Source organism: Pseudoalteromonas rubra, from assembly GCF_004212645.1.
Classification (GTDB): Bacteria; Pseudomonadota; Gammaproteobacteria; order Enterobacterales; family Alteromonadaceae; genus Pseudoalteromonas; species Pseudoalteromonas rubra_G.
The window spans coordinates 15,025-33,246 of the sequence record NZ_PPUZ01000047.1 but is presented as its reverse complement, the minus strand read 5'-3'; the positions used below and the strand labels follow the sequence as shown (position 1 = coordinate 33,246).

General features: G+C 49.1%; 16 protein-coding genes. 8 read left to right on the top strand and 8 right to left on the bottom strand.

The genetic code is table 11. The features are described 5' to 3' along the window. The first annotated feature begins 89 nt into the window (after positions 1 to 89). Entirely contained in the window at positions 90 to 329 is a 240-nt protein-coding gene (tusA, locus tag C3B51_RS17290; RefSeq protein ID WP_125718655.1) for a sulfurtransferase TusA, read from the top strand. Positions 330 to 427: 98 nt separating this feature from the next. Here tusA and C3B51_RS17285 read toward each other — a convergent pair whose 3' ends face one another. The 7 genes from C3B51_RS17285 to dnaA all read right to left on the bottom strand — a co-directional run bounded on the left by C3B51_RS17285 (position 428) and on the right by dnaA (position 10,280). Further along, on the bottom strand, positions 428 to 889 hold the full coding sequence (locus C3B51_RS17285) for a hypothetical protein (RefSeq protein ID WP_125718653.1): 462 nt from the start codon (positions 887 to 889) through the stop codon (positions 428 to 430). A 64-nt stretch (positions 890 to 953) separates the two neighbouring features. Then, positions 954 to 3,023, bottom strand: a complete 2,070-nt coding sequence (gene glyS, locus C3B51_RS17280) for a glycine--tRNA ligase subunit beta (RefSeq protein ID WP_125718651.1) — start codon at positions 3,021 to 3,023, stop codon at positions 954 to 956. Between the two features lie 2 nt (positions 3,024 to 3,025). Beyond that, positions 3,026 to 3,925, bottom strand: a complete 900-nt coding sequence (gene glyQ, locus C3B51_RS17275) for a glycine--tRNA ligase subunit alpha (protein ID WP_125718649.1) — start codon at positions 3,923 to 3,925, stop codon at positions 3,026 to 3,028. Between the two features lie 293 nt (positions 3,926 to 4,218). Then, on the bottom strand, positions 4,219 to 6,642 hold the full coding sequence (gyrB, locus tag C3B51_RS17270) for a DNA topoisomerase (ATP-hydrolyzing) subunit B (protein WP_130245866.1): 2,424 nt from the start codon (positions 6,640 to 6,642) through the stop codon (positions 4,219 to 4,221). Between the two features lie 12 nt (positions 6,643 to 6,654). Then, positions 6,655 to 7,743: a DNA replication/repair protein RecF gene (recF, locus tag C3B51_RS17265; protein ID WP_125718645.1), complete on the bottom strand. Its 1,089-nt coding sequence runs from the start codon at positions 7,741 to 7,743 to the stop codon at positions 6,655 to 6,657. 20 nt (positions 7,744 to 7,763) lie between these two features. Further along, positions 7,764 to 8,867, bottom strand: a complete 1,104-nt coding sequence (dnaN, locus tag C3B51_RS17260) for a DNA polymerase III subunit beta (RefSeq protein ID WP_125718643.1) — start codon at positions 8,865 to 8,867, stop codon at positions 7,764 to 7,766. Positions 8,868 to 8,876: 9 nt separating this feature from the next. Continuing rightward, on the bottom strand, positions 8,877 to 10,280 hold the full coding sequence (dnaA, locus tag C3B51_RS17255; protein ID WP_130245865.1) for a chromosomal replication initiator protein DnaA: 1,404 nt from the start codon (positions 10,278 to 10,280) through the stop codon (positions 8,877 to 8,879). A gap of 680 nt (positions 10,281 to 10,960) precedes the next feature. Here dnaA and rpmH point away from each other — a divergent pair. From rpmH to C3B51_RS17220, 7 genes are all read left to right on the top strand, one after another. After that, positions 10,961 to 11,095 carry a 50S ribosomal protein L34 gene (rpmH, locus tag C3B51_RS17250; protein WP_010384852.1) on the top strand — a complete coding sequence of 45 codons (135 nt, stop codon included), beginning with the start codon at positions 10,961 to 10,963 and terminating at the stop codon, positions 11,093 to 11,095. Positions 11,096 to 11,102: 7 nt separating this feature from the next. Continuing rightward, positions 11,103 to 11,552 carry a ribonuclease P protein component gene (gene rnpA / locus C3B51_RS17245; protein ID WP_130245864.1) on the top strand — a complete coding sequence of 150 codons (450 nt, stop codon included), beginning with the start codon at positions 11,103 to 11,105 and terminating at the stop codon, positions 11,550 to 11,552. Between the two features lie 237 nt (positions 11,553 to 11,789). Then, positions 11,790 to 12,122 (top strand): membrane protein insertion efficiency factor YidD, encoded by a 333-nt coding sequence (gene yidD / locus C3B51_RS17240; protein ID WP_240701920.1) that lies wholly within the window; start codon positions 11,790 to 11,792, stop codon positions 12,120 to 12,122. Between the two features lie 8 nt (positions 12,123 to 12,130). Then, positions 12,131 to 13,762, top strand: coding sequence for a membrane protein insertase YidC (gene yidC, locus C3B51_RS17235; RefSeq protein WP_130245863.1), 1,632 nt, complete (start codon positions 12,131 to 12,133; stop codon positions 13,760 to 13,762). A 291-nt stretch (positions 13,763 to 14,053) separates the two neighbouring features. Next, a complete protein-coding gene (locus tag C3B51_RS17230) occupies positions 14,054 to 14,725 on the top strand; it encodes a cytochrome c biogenesis protein CcdA (protein WP_130245862.1) in 672 nt (223 codons plus the stop codon). A gap of 15 nt (positions 14,726 to 14,740) precedes the next feature. After that, positions 14,741 to 15,226 carry a TlpA family protein disulfide reductase gene (locus C3B51_RS17225; RefSeq protein ID WP_130245861.1) on the top strand — a complete coding sequence of 162 codons (486 nt, stop codon included), beginning with the start codon at positions 14,741 to 14,743 and terminating at the stop codon, positions 15,224 to 15,226. Further along, on the top strand, positions 15,223 to 15,984 hold the full coding sequence (locus C3B51_RS17220; RefSeq protein WP_130245860.1) for a TlpA family protein disulfide reductase: 762 nt from the start codon (positions 15,223 to 15,225) through the stop codon (positions 15,982 to 15,984). Before C3B51_RS17225 ends, C3B51_RS17220 begins: the two co-directional genes overlap by 4 nt. On the opposite strand, the gene C3B51_RS17215 is transcribed toward C3B51_RS17220, so the two are convergent. Continuing rightward, positions 15,979 to 18,126, bottom strand: a complete 2,148-nt coding sequence (locus C3B51_RS17215; protein ID WP_130245859.1) for a winged helix-turn-helix domain-containing protein — start codon at positions 18,124 to 18,126, stop codon at positions 15,979 to 15,981. The two genes, C3B51_RS17220 and C3B51_RS17215, sit on opposite strands and share 6 nt — an antisense overlap. Between the last annotated feature and the right edge of the window lie 96 nt (positions 18,127 to 18,222).

Here is an 18,222-nt window from a genome sequence, read left to right as displayed (position 1 = left end):
AGTGTCCGGCGAAAGGTGTTTTGCACTGAGTGTTTATTTGTCACACAAGGCACGCTAGAATAGGTATTTTATTTTCTGGGGACACAGCCATGAACTTTGACAACACTGACCACACTCTTGATGCGATTGGCTTGCGTTGTCCTGAACCCGTGATGATGATCCGTGGTAAGGTAAGAAAAATGCAGGACGGCGAAACCCTGCTGATCCTGGCCGACGACCCGTCAACGACCCGGGATATTCCCAGCTTCTGTGAGTTTATGGATCATACCCTGGTGGCCAAAGAAGTAGAGAACCTGCCGTATCGCTACCTAGTGAAAAAAGGAAGATGACCTACCAGCTGGTGCAACAGCCCCACCAGCTCTATCATTTAATGAACTACCCGCATTCAGGCAGTCACAATACGCATGTCGCCCTTAGATATAACCCTTTAATCGCGCTGCACAATTAGCTGGGGAACATCACCTCTCAAGTCCAGCGCAATCCGATACCAGCCTTTTCTGTCTGGCATAAAACCAAAATAGTTGTATACCGTATCACAGTCTGCTGCCAGCGGTTTACCCAGGCTCACTTTGCCATCGTAGCGAAAGCCACAGTTGTAACCCGGCGTCCACTTTGCATCGGCAATTTTAAATTCGTAGACTTTACCCGGACTCATAAAACGTACCCGGACACTGTACAACCCTGTCTGTGTTTGCTTTAACCGATAGACTTCGTCGGCATCCCATAAAGTAAAATCGCCGCGTAAATACATGGGCCTGTCCAGCGAGGCAGCCATTTCATGACCACTTTGTACCTGCTGCTCAGCTGCTCGGTGTGTTGGCTTACCCGGTGCTGTGGTACAGGCACTCAAACCCAGTGCCGCTATCAAAGCAAAGATGTGCTGTTTCATTGTTAATCCCGATCACAAAAATAAAAGCCAGCACGAATGCTGGCTTGTTTTAAGATTGGCTGTCTTAGTTTTGTAAGACAGAGATATCCGCTGTGTTGAGGAACAAGCGGCTCAGCTGGCTAAGCAGTGCGAGGCGGTTTTGCTTAACCGCTTCGTCGTCTGCCATGACCATGACGTTATCAAAGAAGTTGTCTACCGCTTCGCGCAGGCTTGCCAGACGCGTTAGTGCTTGCTGGTAATCCCCTTGCGCATAAACCGGTGCCAGCTCAACAGTCAGTGCCGCTACTTCCTGCGCCAGCTGCTGCTCTGCGGCTTCTGACAACAAGGCCGTATTCACCTCAGCGTCGCTGGTGACATTGTTCTTCGCCAGAATGTTGTTAACGCGCTTATTCGCCGCCGCCAGTGCGTCTGCCTGCTCCAGCGTTCTGAAATGGCTTACCGCTTTCACACGACGGTCGAAGTCAACCGGCTGAGAAGGACGACGGGCCAGTACAGCCTGGATCACATCCACGGCAATGCCTTCATCCTGATACCAGGCACGAAAACGACCCAGCATAAACTCAAACACCTCTTCGGCCACATTGTCGTTAGTCAGTTTGTCACCGAACAGTGTGCGAGACTGCTCGACCAGCGCATGAATGTCCAGCTCGAGCTCTTTCTCAACCATGATACGCAATGCACCAATGGCAGCACGACGCAGGGCAAACGGGTCTTTATCGCCTTTTGGTGTCTGGCCAATGCCAAAAATACCCACCAGGGTGTCAAACTTGTCCGCCAGTGCAACGGCACAACTGATTGGGTTTGACGGCAAAGCATCACCGGCAAAGCGCGGCATATATTGCTCATTCTGCGCGACAGCGACCTCTTCGGCTTCACCGTCGATACGTGCATAGTGCATGCCCATCACGCCCTGTACATCGGTGAACTCCATAACCATTTCGGTCATCAGATCGGTTTTACTCAATAAACCGGCACGTTCAGCCAGTGCTTTATCGGCCCCCAATTGCTCAGCAATAAAACCAGCCAAAGCAGCAATACGCTCAGACTTGTCTTTTAATGTACCCAGCTGCTTTTGGAACAATACCGTGCCCAGTGACTCCAGGCGGCTCTCCAGGGTTTTCTTCTTATCGGTTTCAAAGAAGAACTGTGCATCCGCCAGACGCGGGCGAACCACTTTCTCATTACCTGAGATCACCACGCTCGGATCTTTACTTTCGATGTTAGATACAAACAGGAATTTGTTGATCAACTTGCCCGACTGATCCAGCAGCGGGAAGTATTTCTGGTCATCTTTCATGGTGTAGATCAGGGCTTCGGCAGGGACCGACAGGAACTCTTCCTCAAACGATGCCACCAAAGTTACAGGCCACTCAACCAGCGATGTTACTTCTTCCAGCAGGTCTTCATCCATCGCCACAACCGCACCCAGCTTGTCAGCCTCTGCGTTGATCTGCTCACGAATGAGTGCCTTACGTGCTTCGTAGTCGGCAATGACGTACGCCCCTTTGAGGGTCTCAAATGCGTCATCAGCGTGGTTAATGCTCACCCGTTCAGGATGGTGAAAGCGGTGACCCTGCAGCTGGTTTGAAATGGTTTTACCTAATACTTCGCCAGATACAACTTCACTGCCAAGTAACGCAGCCACGGTGTGTACCGGACGGATAAATTGCGTTTTGTTAGCACCCCAGCGCATGGGTTTTGGGATAGGCAGTTTAGCCAAAGACTTGGCAATGGCATCTGACAACAAAGCGCTCGCCTGCTGACCGGCTACGGTTGCACGGTGTAGCAACCAGGCACCTTTGTCAGTTTCCAGAGTTTCAGCTTCTGATACTTCGATACCACAGCCACGCGCCCAGCCCATCGCTGCTTTAGTCGGATTACCATCCGCATCGAATGCGGCTTTGGTTGCCGGGCCACGTTTCTCAACGACTTTGTCCTGTTGCTGGGTTTGCAAGTTCGCTACTTTTAAACCCAGACGACGTGGTGATGCGTACCAGCTAATGTCTTCAAATGCCAGCTCAAGGCCGGTCAGTTCCGCCTGCATATTCTCGGCAAATGATTCTGCCAGCTTACGTAAGGCTTTTGGTGGTAACTCTTCAGTACCAATTTCAACTAATAGATTTTCTGTGGTCATGATTAATCCTTACAAAGCGGGAATCCGAGTGCCTCACGGGCCTCATAATAAGCCTGGGCACACGCCTTAGACAGCGCACGCACGCGCAAAATATAGCGCTGACGTTCTGTAACAGAAATCGCATGACGCGCATCCAACAGGTTGAAGGCATGCGATGCTTTCATCACCTGCTCGTAAGCTGGTAAAGGTAATCCCGCTTCGATCAGCTTCTGGCTCTCCAGTTCACACTGATCGAACTGTTTGAACAACGCATCTACATCCGCATGTTCAAAGTTGTAGGTCGACTGCTCTACTTCATTTTGATGGAATACGTCACCATAGGTTACGCGACCCATAGGACCATCGGTCCAGATCAGATCATAGATGCTATCCACACCTTGTATATACATGGCCAGTCGCTCTAAACCATAGGTGATCTCACCCGTAACTGGTGAGCATTCCAGGCCACCGACCTGCTGGAAGTAAGTGAACTGAGTCACTTCCATGCCGTTAAGCCAGACCTCCCAGCCCAGACCCCAGGCACCCAGCGTAGGTGATTCCCAGTTGTCCTCAACGAAACGTACTTCATGAGTCAGAGTGTCGATACCAAGTGCCTCCAGTGAGCCCAGGTACAGCTCCTGAATGTTTTCAGGCGATGGCTTCAGTACCACCTGGAACTGATAATAGTGTTGCAGACGGTTGGGGTTTTCACCGTAACGGCCATCAGTCGGACGGCGACAAGGTTGTACATACGCGCTCGACATTGGCTCCGGGCCAATCGACTTGAGGAAGGTCAGCGGATGAAACGTCCCCGCACCCACTTCCATATCCAGTGGCTGTGCGATCACACAGCCTTGCTGTGCCCAATAGTCCTGTAAAGCCAGGATCAACCCTTGGAAGGTTTTGATATCGTATTTTTGCATAGTTGGCTTATTTTTGTATGGTACATGGAACCCAGTTTGGCCGAATCACTACGGGCCAGTTTGGGCTAATAATGTCTGAAAATTATGCTCAGTATACCGCGAGCGCCGCGCTGTTTTAAGCGTTATCACTAAAAAAAGCGCGTAAAAAGGCGCTCACAGGTAAGCTGCTCAGCCCCTCAATTTTGTGCCGTTTCCGTAGCGACTCAAACCCTGTTCGGTGACAAAGCGTATAACGTAAAAAGCCACTCGCAGTGGAGTGGCTTTTTGTGGACTAGTGACAAGTCGTAACTTGTTTATACATCCAGATTCACAACGCGCAGTGCGTTTTGCTCGATGAAGTCGCGACGAGGTTCTACCTGATCACCCATCAAGGTTGCGAATAACTGATCGGCCGCAATCGCATCTTCAATGGTTACACGGAGCATACGACGCGCCGCCGGGTCCATAGTGGTTTCCCACAACTGATCCGGGTTCATCTCACCCAATCCTTTATAGCGTTGTGTATACAAGCCACGTTTAGATTCGGCAATCAGCCAGTCCAGTGACTCAGCGAATGTTTCCACAGGATGCGTCTTTTCACCCCGCTGCACATAGCCGCCTTCACTGATCAGGTGCGCTATCGCCTTACCCGTATTTACGATGCGAACATAGTCTTTTGAAGTGATAAAGTCATAGTTCAGCGTATAGGCCTTATCTACACCGTGCTGGCGAATGTTGACTACCGGGTAATACATGTGACGCTCGTCATCGAAGCTGACTTCAGCACTGTAAATAGTGGCATCTTCATCATACTTGTCCAAGTCAGCGACAAATGTTTGTATCCACTCCGTCACCTTAGCTTCATCACTCAGATCTGCTTCACTCAGCTCATTCTGATACAAGAGACGAGACATCATCGCACGCGGATATTTACGCGTCAGGCGGTCGATAACATTCAGGGTTTTCTGATAATCATGCACCATGTTTTCCAGGCGGTTACCCGAAATGGCCTCTGCACCTTCGCTTGTATAGATGCTTGCGCCATCCAGTGCCAGGGTGGTCAGATAATCTGTCAGTGCGTGGTCATCTTTAATATAGCGTTCTTGCTTACCTTTTTTCACTTTATACAGTGGCGGCTGTGCAATGTAGACATAACCGCGCTCAATGATCTCAGGCATTTGACGATAGAAGAAGGTCAACAGCAGCGTACGAATGTGCGAGCCGTCGACGTCCGCATCGGTCATGATAATAATGCGGTGATAGCGCAGTTTTTCCGGATCGTATTCGTCACGGCCAATACCACAACCCAACGCAGTGATCAGTGTGGCAACTTCCTGCGAAGACAACATCTTATCGAAACGCGCCTTTTCAACGTTCAGGATTTTACCTTTCAATGGCAAAATGGCCTGGTTCTTACGGTTACGGCCCTGTTTGGCCGATCCGCCCGCTGAGTCACCCTCCACGATGTAGAGTTCAGATTCAGCCGGATCGCGTTCCTGACAGTCAGCAAGTTTGCCAGGCAGACCAGCTAAGTCCATGGCGCCTTTACGACGTGTCATTTCACGGGCTTTACGCGCCGCTTCACGAGCACGTGCCGCATCAATGATCTTGCTTACAACTGTTTTAGCATCACCCGGATTTTCTAGTAGATACTCTGTTAGTTTTTCAGCCATTGCTTGTTCAACGGCGCCCTTCACCTCACTTGAAACAAGCTTGTCTTTGGTCTGTGAAGAGAATTTAGGATCAGGTACTTTGACGCTCACTACAGCCGTTAAGCCTTCACGCGCATCATCACCTGTCGCATTGCTTGCTGTTTTAGCTTTCTTGTTAAAGCCTTCTTTTTCCATGTAGTTGTTTAGCGTGCGCGTCAGAGCACTACGGAAACCCGCTAAGTGCGTACCGCCATCGCGCTGTGGAATGTTGTTTGTAAAACAGTAAATATTTTCCTGGAAGCCATCATTCCACTGCATAGAGACTTCAACACTAATGCCGTCTTCGCGCTCAGAAGTGAAGTTGAATACATTTTGATGAACAGGCGTTTTTTTACGGTTCAGGTATTCAACAAACGCCTGAATACCCCCTTCGTATTTAAAGTGGTCTTGCTTGTTCTCTTCACGCTCATCACTCAGGATGATGCTCACGCCAGAGTTCAGGAAAGACAGCTCACGAAGGCGTTTTGCAAGAATATCGTAGTGGAAGTTAGTGTCTGAGAAAGTCTCGGCGCTTGGCCAGAAACGTAACTCTGTGCCTGTGCTTTCAGCTTCACCAATAACATCTAATGGCGCATCTGGTACACCCATAGTGTATTTCTGCTGATGCACTTTGCCATCACGGCGAATTGTTAGTTGTAGTTTTTCTGAAAGTGCATTTACAACAGAAACACCTACGCCGTGTAGGCCACCTGATACTTTATATGAGTTGTCATCGAATTTACCGCCGGCGTGTAGCACGGTCATGATGACTTCTGCAGCAGAGACCCCTTCTTCTGGGTGCAGTTCCGTTGGGATACCACGGCCATTATCGCGTACTGACACAGAACCATCGGTATGGATGGTAACGAAGATATCGTCACAGTGCCCTGCTAACGCTTCGTCGATTGAGTTATCAACGACTTCGAAGACCATGTGATGTAGTCCAGTACCATCATCAGTGTCCCCGATATACATTCCCGGACGCTTCCTTACCGCATCCAATCCCTTCAGTACTTTAATACTCGATGAATCGTAATTATCAGACATGGTGTATTCCAATTATTTTGTTATTAAGCGGCCATGTTCCACGTGGAACATCTCAACATTTCGTTTCATGGGTTCCACAATGGCCTGGATACTTTCGGAGTTTATTGCAGTAATAAACAGCTGTGACTGACATTCTGCAAGTAAGTGCGCGATACTGAGCATCGTATCCTGGCTTAACTCCGAAGGTAAATCATCGATCAGCAATATGGATTGCTTCTCGGTCTCGGCCTCAATCAAATTATTCTGTGCGATTTTTAACGCATAGAGGGTTAATTTTAACTGACCCCGAGACAGTATATTTTCAACGCCGTGACCATTTGCATAAAAATTAAAGTCGGCTTTATGCGGTCCCTTAGTTGTATAGCCAAGCTTGCTATCCCGCTCTAGCTGGGCATTTAGCACCTCGGCCAAGTCCCCTTTCCAGCCTGCGTCATAGCGCATTTCAAGGCCTTTAAAGATGGGGCTTATGACCCCTATCTTATCAAAAAAATGCCGCTCAAACCTACTTATATACGCCTTTCTGAACATATTTATTTGTTCCGCTAGGCGGACAAATTCTCGGTCCCAGGTGCGTATCTGAAGCTGGTACTGAACGGGCTTACTTTTGAGCAAAGCATTGCGCTGTTTGAGTACTTTATTGAAGTCTTTCCAGACACTATAAAACTGATGTTCCACGTGGAACACACCCAAATCGAGAAACTTTCTTCGCTCTTTTGGGCCGCCAAAAAACAACTCATAACTCTCCGGCGTGATCACTTGCGTCGGCAGGATTTGTGCAAGTTCGGCAATTTTACGACTAGACTGACCCTGGATCCTGAGCTGAGTCTCACCTTGCAAATCTTTGCTGATGCCGATGGGGATCGACAAACTGTGCAGCTGCTTTTTACCATGCACAACGCACTTGGTCTGCTCATGACGGATCATGAGTTTATGTTTGTTGGTTCTGAATGAGCGTCCGTTAGACAGGAAATAGATGGCTTCGAGCAGGCTGGTTTTTCCGCTGCCGTTTTCACCTAGAATGATATTGATCTGATCGCTTGGTGAAAAAGAAAGCGCCTCAATATTGCGAAAGTTATTGAGGCTAATTTGATTTAAACTCATTTAAGAGTACACACCTTAAACTACAGGCGCATCGGCATAACAACATACATCGCAGAATCGTCACTCGCCCCTTCAATCAGGGCACTGCTGTTGGTGTCTGCCAATGTAAATTGCACATCTTCGGTTTTCAGGGTGTTTAATACATCCAGTAAATAAGACACGTTAAATCCGATTTCCAGGTCATCGCCTTGGTACTCAACTTCAACGGTTTCTTCGGCTTGTTCCTGCTCCGGGTTGTTCGCACTGATCTTCAACATGCCATTCGACAGGTTGAGGCGCACACCGCGAAACTTTTCATTCGACAGAATAGACACACGCTGAAATGCACTACGCAGCCATTCGCGATTCGCATTCACCAGCTTATCGCCACCACGAGGTAGCACCCGACGATAATCGGGGAAGCGACCATCCACCAGCTTACTGGTCAATGTGAATTCAGGATCCAGAATACGGATATGATTACTGCCAAACTGAATCGTCAAAGGTTCATCGTCTGCCGGCAACAAGCGCATGATTTCTTGTACACCCTTACGCGGAATGATCAACTGACGTTGCGTATTCAACGATGCCGCTAACTGGTGCTGTGCAATCGCGAGTCGGTGTCCATCGGTTGCGACTGTTTTGATCTCGCTATTATCGACCTCTAAAGACATCCCGTTCAGATAATAGCGGACGTCCTGATTGGCCATCGAGAAATGCGTGGCTTCCAACAGTTGGCGTAGTTCAAGTCGGGTGATCTGAAACTCGACTTCACCATCCCACTGCTCTAGGTTCGGAAAATCCTCAGCCGCTAAAGTGGTCAAAGAAAAACGGCTTTGCCCACTCGTCAGCAATAACTGGTGCTCCTGACTGCTCAATTGCAGTAAAGAACCATCCGGCAAACTCTTACATATATCGAGTAATTTTTTTGCTGGTAGCGTAATACTGGCATCTGCAACTTGCTCTTCCAGTGTCACATTCGCCACCAACTCAATCTCTAAGTCGGTGCCCGTCATCGATAACACGCCGTTTTTCACTTCGACCAACACGTTGGACAAAATAGGCAGCGTGTGTTTTCGCTCAATGGCACCCGAGACCTGCATCAAGGGTTTTAAAAACTGTTCTCTTGAAATCGTAATTTGCATACTAGGCCCTTAAGACGACAATGTACGGATCAGGTTTTGATAATCTTCTTTTACTTCGTGGCTTTCATCACGCAGTGCTTTGACTTTACGGCACGCATGCAACACGGTAGTGTGGTCGCGCCCGCCAAAAGCATCACCAATCTCAGGCAAACTGTGGTTAGTCAGCTCTTTGGACAACGCCATTGCCACCTGCCTTGGACGGGCTACTGAACGGCTACGGCGTTTTGATAGTAAATCTGAAACACGAATACGATAGTACTCAGCCACGGTGCGCTGAATATTGTCGATGGTGACCAGCTTATCCTGTAATGCCAGCAGGTCGCGCAGTGCTTCTTTTACAAATTCGATAGAAATCGGCCGGCCCGTAAAGTTCGCATTGGCGATCACCCGGTTTAATGCCCCTTCCAGCTCACGCACATTAGAGCGCAGCTTTTTAGCAATGAAAAAGGCCACTTCATGCGGCAGATTAATATTACTCTGCTGTGCTTTTTTCATCAGGATAGCAACTCGGGTTTCCAGCTCAGGTGGCTCAATGGCAATGGTTAAGCCCCAGCCAAAACGAGACTTAAGCCGGTCTTCAACCCCTTCAATTTCTTTTGGGTATCTGTCCGATGTCAGAATGATCTGCTGATTACCCTCTAATAAGGCATTAAAGGTGTGGAAGAATTCTTCCTGCGATCGTTCTTTATTGGCAAAAAACTGGATGTCATCGATCATCAAAGCATCGACACTGCGATAGTAACGCTTAAATTCTTCAATGGCGTTATTTTGCAATGCTTTAACCATGTCCTGAACAAAACGCTCGGAATGCATATAAACAATTTTTGCGTCCGGCTTTTTATCTATGATGCCGTTACCAACGGCATGTAACAGGTGAGTTTTACCCAACCCGGTGCCACCATATATAAAGACAGGATTAAACGCCGACCCCGGGTTATCAGCAACCTGGGTCGCAGCCGCCTTGGCTAACTGGTTTGACTTACCCTCAACAAAGTTATCAAAGGTATAGTTTTCTTTGATGTTGGATTTCACCCCCGATTTAGGGGCAGGTTCAACTTTAGCCGTACTTGGGGCACCCGCCGGTGATACAGCCGGCTTGGCAACGCTTCCGGCCTGGGCGCTTTGGCCACTTTCGCCAGAAGCAGGGGCATGATTGACAGCACCAATTGGTTTACTGCCAACATCAAAACGCAGCTCGGGCGCTTCGTCACCACAGATCTCCGTCAGCAACTCGCTGATACGGTTTAAATACTTTTCTCTCACCCAGTCCAAAACAAACCGATTTGGCGCATAGATGGTTAAGGTATCTTCGGTACTTTCTGCTTGTAGTGGTCGCACCCACATATTGAACTGCTGAGAAGGCAGCTCATCTTGCAAAACATATAAACAACTTTGCCAAACCGACAGATACACGTCGCACTCCGAAATAGTTAATATTCCCGTACATAAAAACTCAGGATATCGCCAGATTTACCAACAAGGTTATACACAGCTAATCCAAAGGATCGACGGAAATGCTTGTTTATTATCATAAATACATAGGTGGAAGCCGGGTATTATGAAGGGATCTTATCCACAACATCAATATTGACTTTTTTAAAATTCAGGATCTTTCCTAGAAACAAATGCATCCATTTGTTTTTATTGGCATTTTATTTTTCACCTTGTTTACTGATCTTAGCAAAAATACGCCAGGATCTCATCTAAAAAACACGATCATTTTAAGTTTTCCAGAGGATGTTGTCACTTTTCACCCAGGTTGTGTGGAAAACCCCACTTTGATCCGATCTGAGTTGATCACACACGCATACACAGATCGGATCTGATCTCACAACACAAAATGGATCCATTATTTCTACGATTTTGATCCCACAGTGATTGCTATAAAGGTATAATGCGTGGCCTTACCCTAAGGGATAACAGAGCGAATGACTGTTTTTTGTTATTTCTGGCTAAAATCTATGCTTGATGGCGCGATTATGATTGACTTTCCTACGCCGCGGCATTAATATCTCGCGCTCGCAATGGCACCTGTGCCAGGATCGCGACCTGCATAGGATGTTTTAAACTTTAACCGATCGGATGGATTAGTTATGAAAAGAACTTTTCAACCTAGCGTTCTTAAACGCAAGCGTACTCACGGTTTCCGTGCACGTATGGCAACGAAGAATGGCCGTAAAGTACTAGCGCGTCGTCGTGCTAGAGGCCGTAAAGTACTTTCTGCTTAATATATAAGTGGAAGACTTTAGCTTCAGCAGGGAGTTACGTCTGTTAACTCCCTCGCATTACTCCCGAGTTTTTAACGAACCCGCTCGCGCAGCCACTCCTTATTTTACACTCTTAGCTAAACCCAACGATGTCGGACATCCACGTCTGGGACTTACCGTGGCTAAAAAACGCTGTAAAAAAGCCTGCCAACGCAATCGCATTAAACGTCTTGCCCGTGAAAGCTTTCGCCTAAACCGTCATAAACTGGACAATATTGATATTGTACTGATGGTCAAAACTGGCGTAGACGAGCAAACCAATGAAGAGCTCAGCAAACAACTGGCAAAATTATGGCGTAAAGTGAATGAGCGCTGTAAACCAGGTGCCCCTAAGCCACCACCACATAAACGCCAGGGTAAAAAGCGCCCAGCGTCTAAGCAACGAAATCCCAAACCGACTAAACAAAACGATAAATAAAAACGAGTATCACGACTTAGCCCGTCCCGCATCGGCTATGCTTGCTACAATCTATTCAGTGCCATCATAAGCGGCAGTGACTCAACGATTAATCGAGTTCAACTTATTGTGATTTCGCTAAAATCGCACGGTGCTCAATGGCTATTTTGACCCCGATAAGGTAAAGTTAGCTCACCTTTTAATCGCCAATTTCCCGCTGTTTCTTGGGGATTGGTTATCAGTTCTGACGGCATCATCATGAATCACTCCCCTTCCACACTATCATCGCGCCTGAGGCAGCAATGTATAAAGTGGATCCGGTGGCCATTTAAGGTATGCCAAAGACTGATCAAAACACTGCTATTAGGTGTGATCCGTTTTTATCAGCAATTTATTAGTCCGCTGTTGGGACCACACTGTCGCTATACACCCACCTGCTCTCATTATGCAATTCAGGCAATTAATTTACATGGAATTGCAAAAGGGAGTTGGTTAGCGCTTAAACGCATATTAAAATGTCACCCTTTAAGTGCAGGCGGGTCTGATCCCGTGCCTGCTAAATCAACGCAAGATAAACAACACGAGAAATAAGAGCTGTTATGGAATCGCAACGCACGTTTTTATTTATCGGCTTGCTGCTGGTTACCTTTTTACTCTTCACAGAGTGGTCAAAGGAACAAACCGCAGCCAATGCTGATACCAGTGCCGTCACACAACAAGTGGCCGGCCCCGCAAACAATGACCAGGCCGACGTACCGGCTTCCAGTCAGGCTGATGTGCCAATGCAGGCCACTGTGGCTACTCGCTCAGTCATTTCGGTAACCACCGATGTACTGGCAGTGAAAATTGACACCCGTGGCGGTGACATTGTTGAGGCGAAATTACTTCAGCACGCCGAAACCCATGGCAGCGACCAACCTTACCTGTTACTGGGTGAGTTTGAAGGCAAAGAATACTTTGCACAAAGTGGTTTGATTGGCCTGAATGGCCCGGATGCATCAAGCCAGGGTCGCCCAGTCTATCAAAGCGAACAAACCAGCTACACATTAAACGGTGAAGAGCTGCGTGTACCGCTGACGTTTGTTGACAGCAAAGGCGTGCAGTTCAGCAAAACCTTTGTATTCAAACCAGGTCAGTATAATGTCGCTCTGGAATACGATGTAACTAACCCAACGGCTGATCCAGTTCAGGTGCAACTGTACACCCAAATCAAGCGCACTGTTCAGGAAAAAGGCAGCATGGTTGACCAGACTTATCTGGGCGCAGCCTATGGCACCAGCGAAGAGCCTTATGAGAAATACTCTTTCTCTGATATGGCCGATGCCAACCTGAATAAAAATACTCAGGGTGGTTACGTTGCCTTTATTCAGCACTACTTTGTTAGTGCCTGGGTACCAGGTCAGGAAAAGAACAACACCATTTACAGCTCACTGCGTAATAACAACAGCATCATAGGTGTAAAAGGCGAAGCAACCAATATTCAGGCTAATGGCACTGCACAGCTCACCGCTACTTACTACATGGGTCCAAAAGACACTGACGCACTGGAAGCGCTGCATGAAGACCTGGATCTGACAGTCGACTACGGTTGGTTATGGTTTATCTCTCAGCCACTACTGAGCCTGCTGAAGTTCCTGCACAGCATTATCGGTAACTGGGGTCTGGCCATCATTGCGATTACCTTAATCGTAAAAACGTTTCTTTACCCACTTACCAAAGCGCAATACACCTCTATGGCAAAAATGCGTATGCTACAGCCGAAAATGCAGGCTCTGAAAGAGCGCTATGGCGATGACCGTCAGAAATTCGGTCAGGCAATGATGGAGATGTACCGTAAGGAAAAAGTAAACCCTATGGGCGGCTGCTTCCCACTGTTACTACAAATGCCTATCTTCCTGGCGCTATTCTATGTATTCCTGGAATCAACAGAGCTGCGCCATGCCGAGTTTATGCTGTGGCTGACAGACCTGTCTTCAAAAGACCCATACTATGTACTACCCATCCTGTTTGGTGCCAGTATGTTCCTGACTCAGAAGCTGCAACCTATGACTGTGACTGATCCTATGCAGCAAAAGATGATGACCTGGATGCCGGTTATCTTCTCTGTGTTCTTTATCTGGTTCCCGTCTGGTCTGGTGCTTTACTGGCTGGTCTCTAACCTGATCTCAATTGCCCAGATGCTGTATATCTATCGTGGCATGGAGAAAAAGGGCATGAAAGTCCGCGGTTAATACGCAATACAGATAATCAAGAAACGGTCCATCGCGGGCCGTTTTTTTATGCTCGCGATAACATCCAACGGCATATCCGTCTCACAGTCTCACAGTCTCACAGTCTCACAGTCTCACAGTCTCACAGTCTCACAGTCTCACAGTCTCACAGTCTCACAGTCTCACAGCTCAGCTTAATCATTAAAATCAATGCTTTGATAAAATTTGAGGTGGATTTTATGCCACTTTGATAGGCAGATTGAAGTCCATGTAGCACGCTGCTCAGCATCTTAACGACTTAGCGAGCACTGTATGTTGGAACCCCCTCTGTTAGACGCATTAAACACATCGCACCTCAGCTGGTGGCTATTACCGATGGCCTTATTCAGCGGTGTACTGACCAGCTTTACGCCCTGTGTATATCCTCTGCTGCCCATTACCCTGGCCTCACTAACCAGATACCGCACCCAGGCACTGGCACCACTGCAGTATTGTCTCGGCTTTGCCGCTGTCTATGCCATGCTGGGTGGCGTTGCAGCCTACAGTGGCAGTCTGTTTGGGATCGTGGCCTCCAACCCCTGGGTACAGGTTGGTTTTGCCAATCTGCTCATGTATCTGGCCCTGGTCAATAAAGGCTGGCTGACTTTTCCACGCTTACCGGGCCCTGCACTTCAGGGCTCGCAGGGGGCGCTGCTGATGGGCATGACCAGTGCACTGGTGGCAGCACCTTGCACTTCTCCGGTGCTCGGTGGCTTGCTGCTGTTTGTAGCCACCAGCGGGCAGCCAATATTCGGGGCGCTGCTGTTATTCAGTTTTGCACTGGGTATGAGCACCCTGCTGTTGCTGGCGGGACTGAGCAGTCAATTTGTGACGCGTTTGCCGCGCGCTGGCGCCTGGCTCAATCACGTGCCGACCATCAGTGCGCTGTTACTGCTCATCATGGCGCAATATTTTCTTATTCAAGCCGGCAAGAGCTGGCTATAACGCAAGGAGACCCTTATGGAAACCATTATGAAGACTAATCTGAAGACATTCCTCACAGGCATAGTATTACTGGCCCTGTCGGCCACGGCCTCGGCAAAACCTTATCCCCCTTTGCAGGCCAGAACATTGGCAGATCAGCCAATCTCAAGCAGTGGCAAAGTCACTTACCTGAAATTCTGGGCTACCTGGTGCGCCTATTGTGTAGAAGAGATGCCTCTGCTCCAGCAGGCCTTTGAAAACAGCAAGCAAAGTTATCAGGTCATTGCCGTCAATGTGGGCTTTAATCAGACCGTCGAGGGGGTAAAAACCTATTTAAACCGCTATGGCTATCGGTTTCCCACGGTGTTTGATGCAACAGGTAGCATTACCCGCCAGTACCGGGTCACCGGCACACCTCAGCATATTTTGCTCGATGCCAGTGGCAAAGAGATTTACCGCAGCGCCCTGTTAACCGATGAACTCAGACAACACCTGGCGACACTGACAGGAGCCAAACTATGAAATTACACATCCCGATCACCCTATTACTGAGCCTGACTGCGTTCTTGCTCAGCCAGCAGTCAGTCGCCGCCCCGGTTGAGTACATCTTTATTAACCTCTGGGATGAGTACGTGCAGCAAACCTCTTTGCCCGATCCACACCCCGATATCGAGCGTCGCTTTCTGCACCCGGACATCAACATAGATAAGCCCAGTGTGGATCAGTTTACTGCGCAGTTCCCTGTCTATGGCGGTCTGCAAATAGACACCCACAATCAGCTGGCGATCCGCTATGGCGTGAGACAAACTCCCTATCGGCTGGTGGTAGAAGGAAAAAAAGTAATCACACGAGAGGCGCTAAGCAAGGCCCCACTAGCGGCACACGCAGACCAGCCCGCTCAGGATAAAACGCTTCAAACCTTGTCCGGACAACCCTTTAACCCCACCCGCCCGGGTACGGGCTTTCGGGTATTATTCTTCAGTGACAGCCTGTGCCCGTTTCAGCATATCCCGGATTGTGAGCGCAGGATCGCACAGAATAACCACCTGTCAGCCAATATCGACTACCCGGTAATCACCGTGATCAAACCGTTTTATGTGGATCACACTCAGGTTAGCGCCTATCAACAACGCTTTAACGTTAATCATGAGATCGTTTTTGACAGCCACAATCAGCTGTTCAGGCGCTTTGAGGTGACAGACTTACCCTACTGGGTGGTACAAAACCGGCAGGGCAAGGTGATTTACCGCGCAAATCAGGTGCCTCCTTTTCCTTTATAGCGCCCAGTTGCTCTGACAGTACACGCTGTAGGGTTTGTCGATAACAGCTGTAACCAACTCAAATGGCGGCACTATTGCAGCTCTGATCCAGGTAAGCTGATTGATCAGTGCAGCACTATTGGGGCGTGTGGCCAATTGATCGCTTAACTGCTTTGATAAAGCATGATCATGAACCAGAAAAGCCGCCACTGCACCATATAACAGTTCCAGATGACTGGCCTGCTCTGGCGCAGACAATAAAGTCAGTGCCTGTTTCGCCTCACCCCGGCGTAAATGAATATACATACGTGTGTAACGGGCATAGCCCTCAGTCTCAACCAGCTTGAGCTGCTGATATACCGCCTGTGCGCTTCTCACTAACGCGTCGGCCCGCTCCAGCTCATCTTGCTTTATCAGACTCCACCCCAGCATCAACTGTGCATGCGCAGCGGTGAGGGTGGATACCTGCTCCCAGCCTAACAACTTCTCGAAGGTCTCTATGGCAGTTGCGAGTCCCGGCGCGCCATCCTGGTCCAGTGCGCCATCCATAATCGCCATGCCGCGCAGCAGCCAGTGTAATTCATAGTGAGGAATAAACTGTGGATCAGGCTCCACCTGTGTCAGATACATCAGTGCCTTATCGCGCTGATGCAGCTGAATATAGTAAAACCCCAGGTAAGTGAGTATTTGCTTTTGTAAATATTCATCACCCAGTTCCGATGCAATCTCCAGCGCTTCTAACAAGCTCGGTTCACTCTGCGCAACCGGCACCAGATAGTTCTGCCCGTAGGCAAATAAAGCCCGCGCCAGTAAATTGCGCCGGGGCGACTGACGGTAAAAAGCTATCGACTGTGCCAGCACCTGCTTGCTGCGTTCTAAATCCAGTAAACGCTTGGTTTCGGGCCCGGCGGCGGGCGGATTGGCCAGATAAAAGGCCTGTTGTGCGTCGCGATACGCCAGGGCACGGCTGCCAATTAACGCGTATGCTGAATTCAGCGCTTTAGCGTAGGCATCCCACTGCTGGGTGAGCCAGAACAGCTCGGCCTGTAACTGATACGCTGTGGCCAGTTGCTCCAGCAACTGGTGACGCTGCGCAAGCGTCAGCCCATGCTGCACGGCAGTCTGCGCCTGTGCATAGTCGCCCAGGGCTTTATTAAACTCAGCCAGATACAGATAATGGCGAACCCGTATGGCAGGCTCTGCGGCACTTAGGTCCATCGCAGCGAACAAGGCCCGCGCCTTCGCCAGCTCACCTTGTTGCCAGGCAATGCGTGCCAGTTCAAGTTGCGCAGCCAGATGCTGCGGATGCTGGATAAGGGTTGCCTCAAAATAGGATTTAGCCAGTCTGTTGCCTTGCTCATCCAGCGCCTGTAATCCGCGATAATAGTCTTGCGAAGCAACCTGCTCCGGCTTACGCGCATTTTGTCCATCGGGCAGTAAAGCCAGTGCCGTAATGATCTGCTCAGCGACGTCATCAAACCCCATATCCAGCTGCTCAACCACGATCTTTTGCTGCTGCCGGGCGGTATGAATGGTCAGCACATAGCGCTGTTGCTGGCGCGATAAAGTAAGCGCCACCTGCCTGCTATTATCCTCTTGCGTCGACTGCGCAGCCGGGATCAAACGGTATTCAGATTGCAATCGTGTCGTCAATGCCGCGTGCAGCGCATAGCCCCACCAGGCATTGGCGGCGACCCCGGTTTGGTTGTCCAGAGGCAAAATAGTTAAAGCGGGATGGGCAAGCTGCGCCGACACCGGCGCAGGATCTGTATAAGTGAACTGAGCAATAACACCGCCACCAATCAGCAAGGAGGCACTTAACAGCGCACTCAATAACACCTTGTGCTTGTTGTGCTTTGGCTGTGTCAGCGGGCAGATCCATTGATAGCCCCGCTGCGGCACGGTGCGGATAAAGCTGGGCTGCTGCGCATCATCACCCAGTGCCTGGCGCAGCTCCGCCATACTTTGCGTCAATGCAGCATCACGAAACTCACCATGCTGCCACAGTGCCTCCAGCAATGTCTCGCGGGATATTACTTGCTGCGGTCGGGCCAATAAATATTGTAATAACTGAGCAACTTTAGGGCGCAGCACCACCACGTGTTGATCTTTTTTTAATACCAAGCTGTCGCTGTCAAAGCGATACTGAGCAAATACCACCACAAGTTATATCCTTATTTCTGAACCGCCTCTACTATACCTCACAGCGCGCGTTTGCTGTACACTTAGCGCTAATTAGAGTTTGCTTTCAAGGGTCAT

Bases quoted from the DNA above. Each gene is read 5' to 3' on its own strand.
- dnaN (WP_125718643.1), bottom strand. From the start codon at position 8,867: ATGCAAATTACGATTTCAAGAGAACAGTTTTTAAAACCCTTGATGCAG.
- tusA (WP_125718655.1), top strand. From the start codon at position 90: ATGAACTTTGACAACACTGACCACACTCTTGATGCGATTGGCTTGCGT.
- recF (WP_125718645.1), bottom strand. From the start codon at position 7,743: ATGAGTTTAAATCAAATTAGCCTCAATAACTTTCGCAATATTGAGGCG.
- glyS (WP_125718651.1), bottom strand. From the start codon at position 3,023: ATGACCACAGAAAATCTATTAGTTGAAATTGGTACTGAAGAGTTACCA.
- C3B51_RS17220 (WP_130245860.1), top strand. From the start codon at position 15,223: ATGAAATTACACATCCCGATCACCCTATTACTGAGCCTGACTGCGTTC.
- C3B51_RS17225 (WP_130245861.1), top strand. From the start codon at position 14,741: ATGGAAACCATTATGAAGACTAATCTGAAGACATTCCTCACAGGCATA.
- yidC (WP_130245863.1), top strand. From the start codon at position 12,131: ATGGAATCGCAACGCACGTTTTTATTTATCGGCTTGCTGCTGGTTACC.
- yidD (WP_240701920.1), top strand. From the start codon at position 11,790: ATGAATCACTCCCCTTCCACACTATCATCGCGCCTGAGGCAGCAATGT.
- gyrB (WP_130245866.1), bottom strand. From the start codon at position 6,642: ATGTCTGATAATTACGATTCATCGAGTATTAAAGTACTGAAGGGATTG.
- C3B51_RS17285 (WP_125718653.1), bottom strand. From the start codon at position 889: ATGAAACAGCACATCTTTGCTTTGATAGCGGCACTGGGTTTGAGTGCC.
- rpmH (WP_010384852.1), top strand. From the start codon at position 10,961: ATGAAAAGAACTTTTCAACCTAGCGTTCTTAAACGCAAGCGTACTCAC.
- C3B51_RS17230 (WP_130245862.1), top strand. From the start codon at position 14,054: ATGTTGGAACCCCCTCTGTTAGACGCATTAAACACATCGCACCTCAGC.
- glyQ (WP_125718649.1), bottom strand. From the start codon at position 3,925: ATGCAAAAATACGATATCAAAACCTTCCAAGGGTTGATCCTGGCTTTA.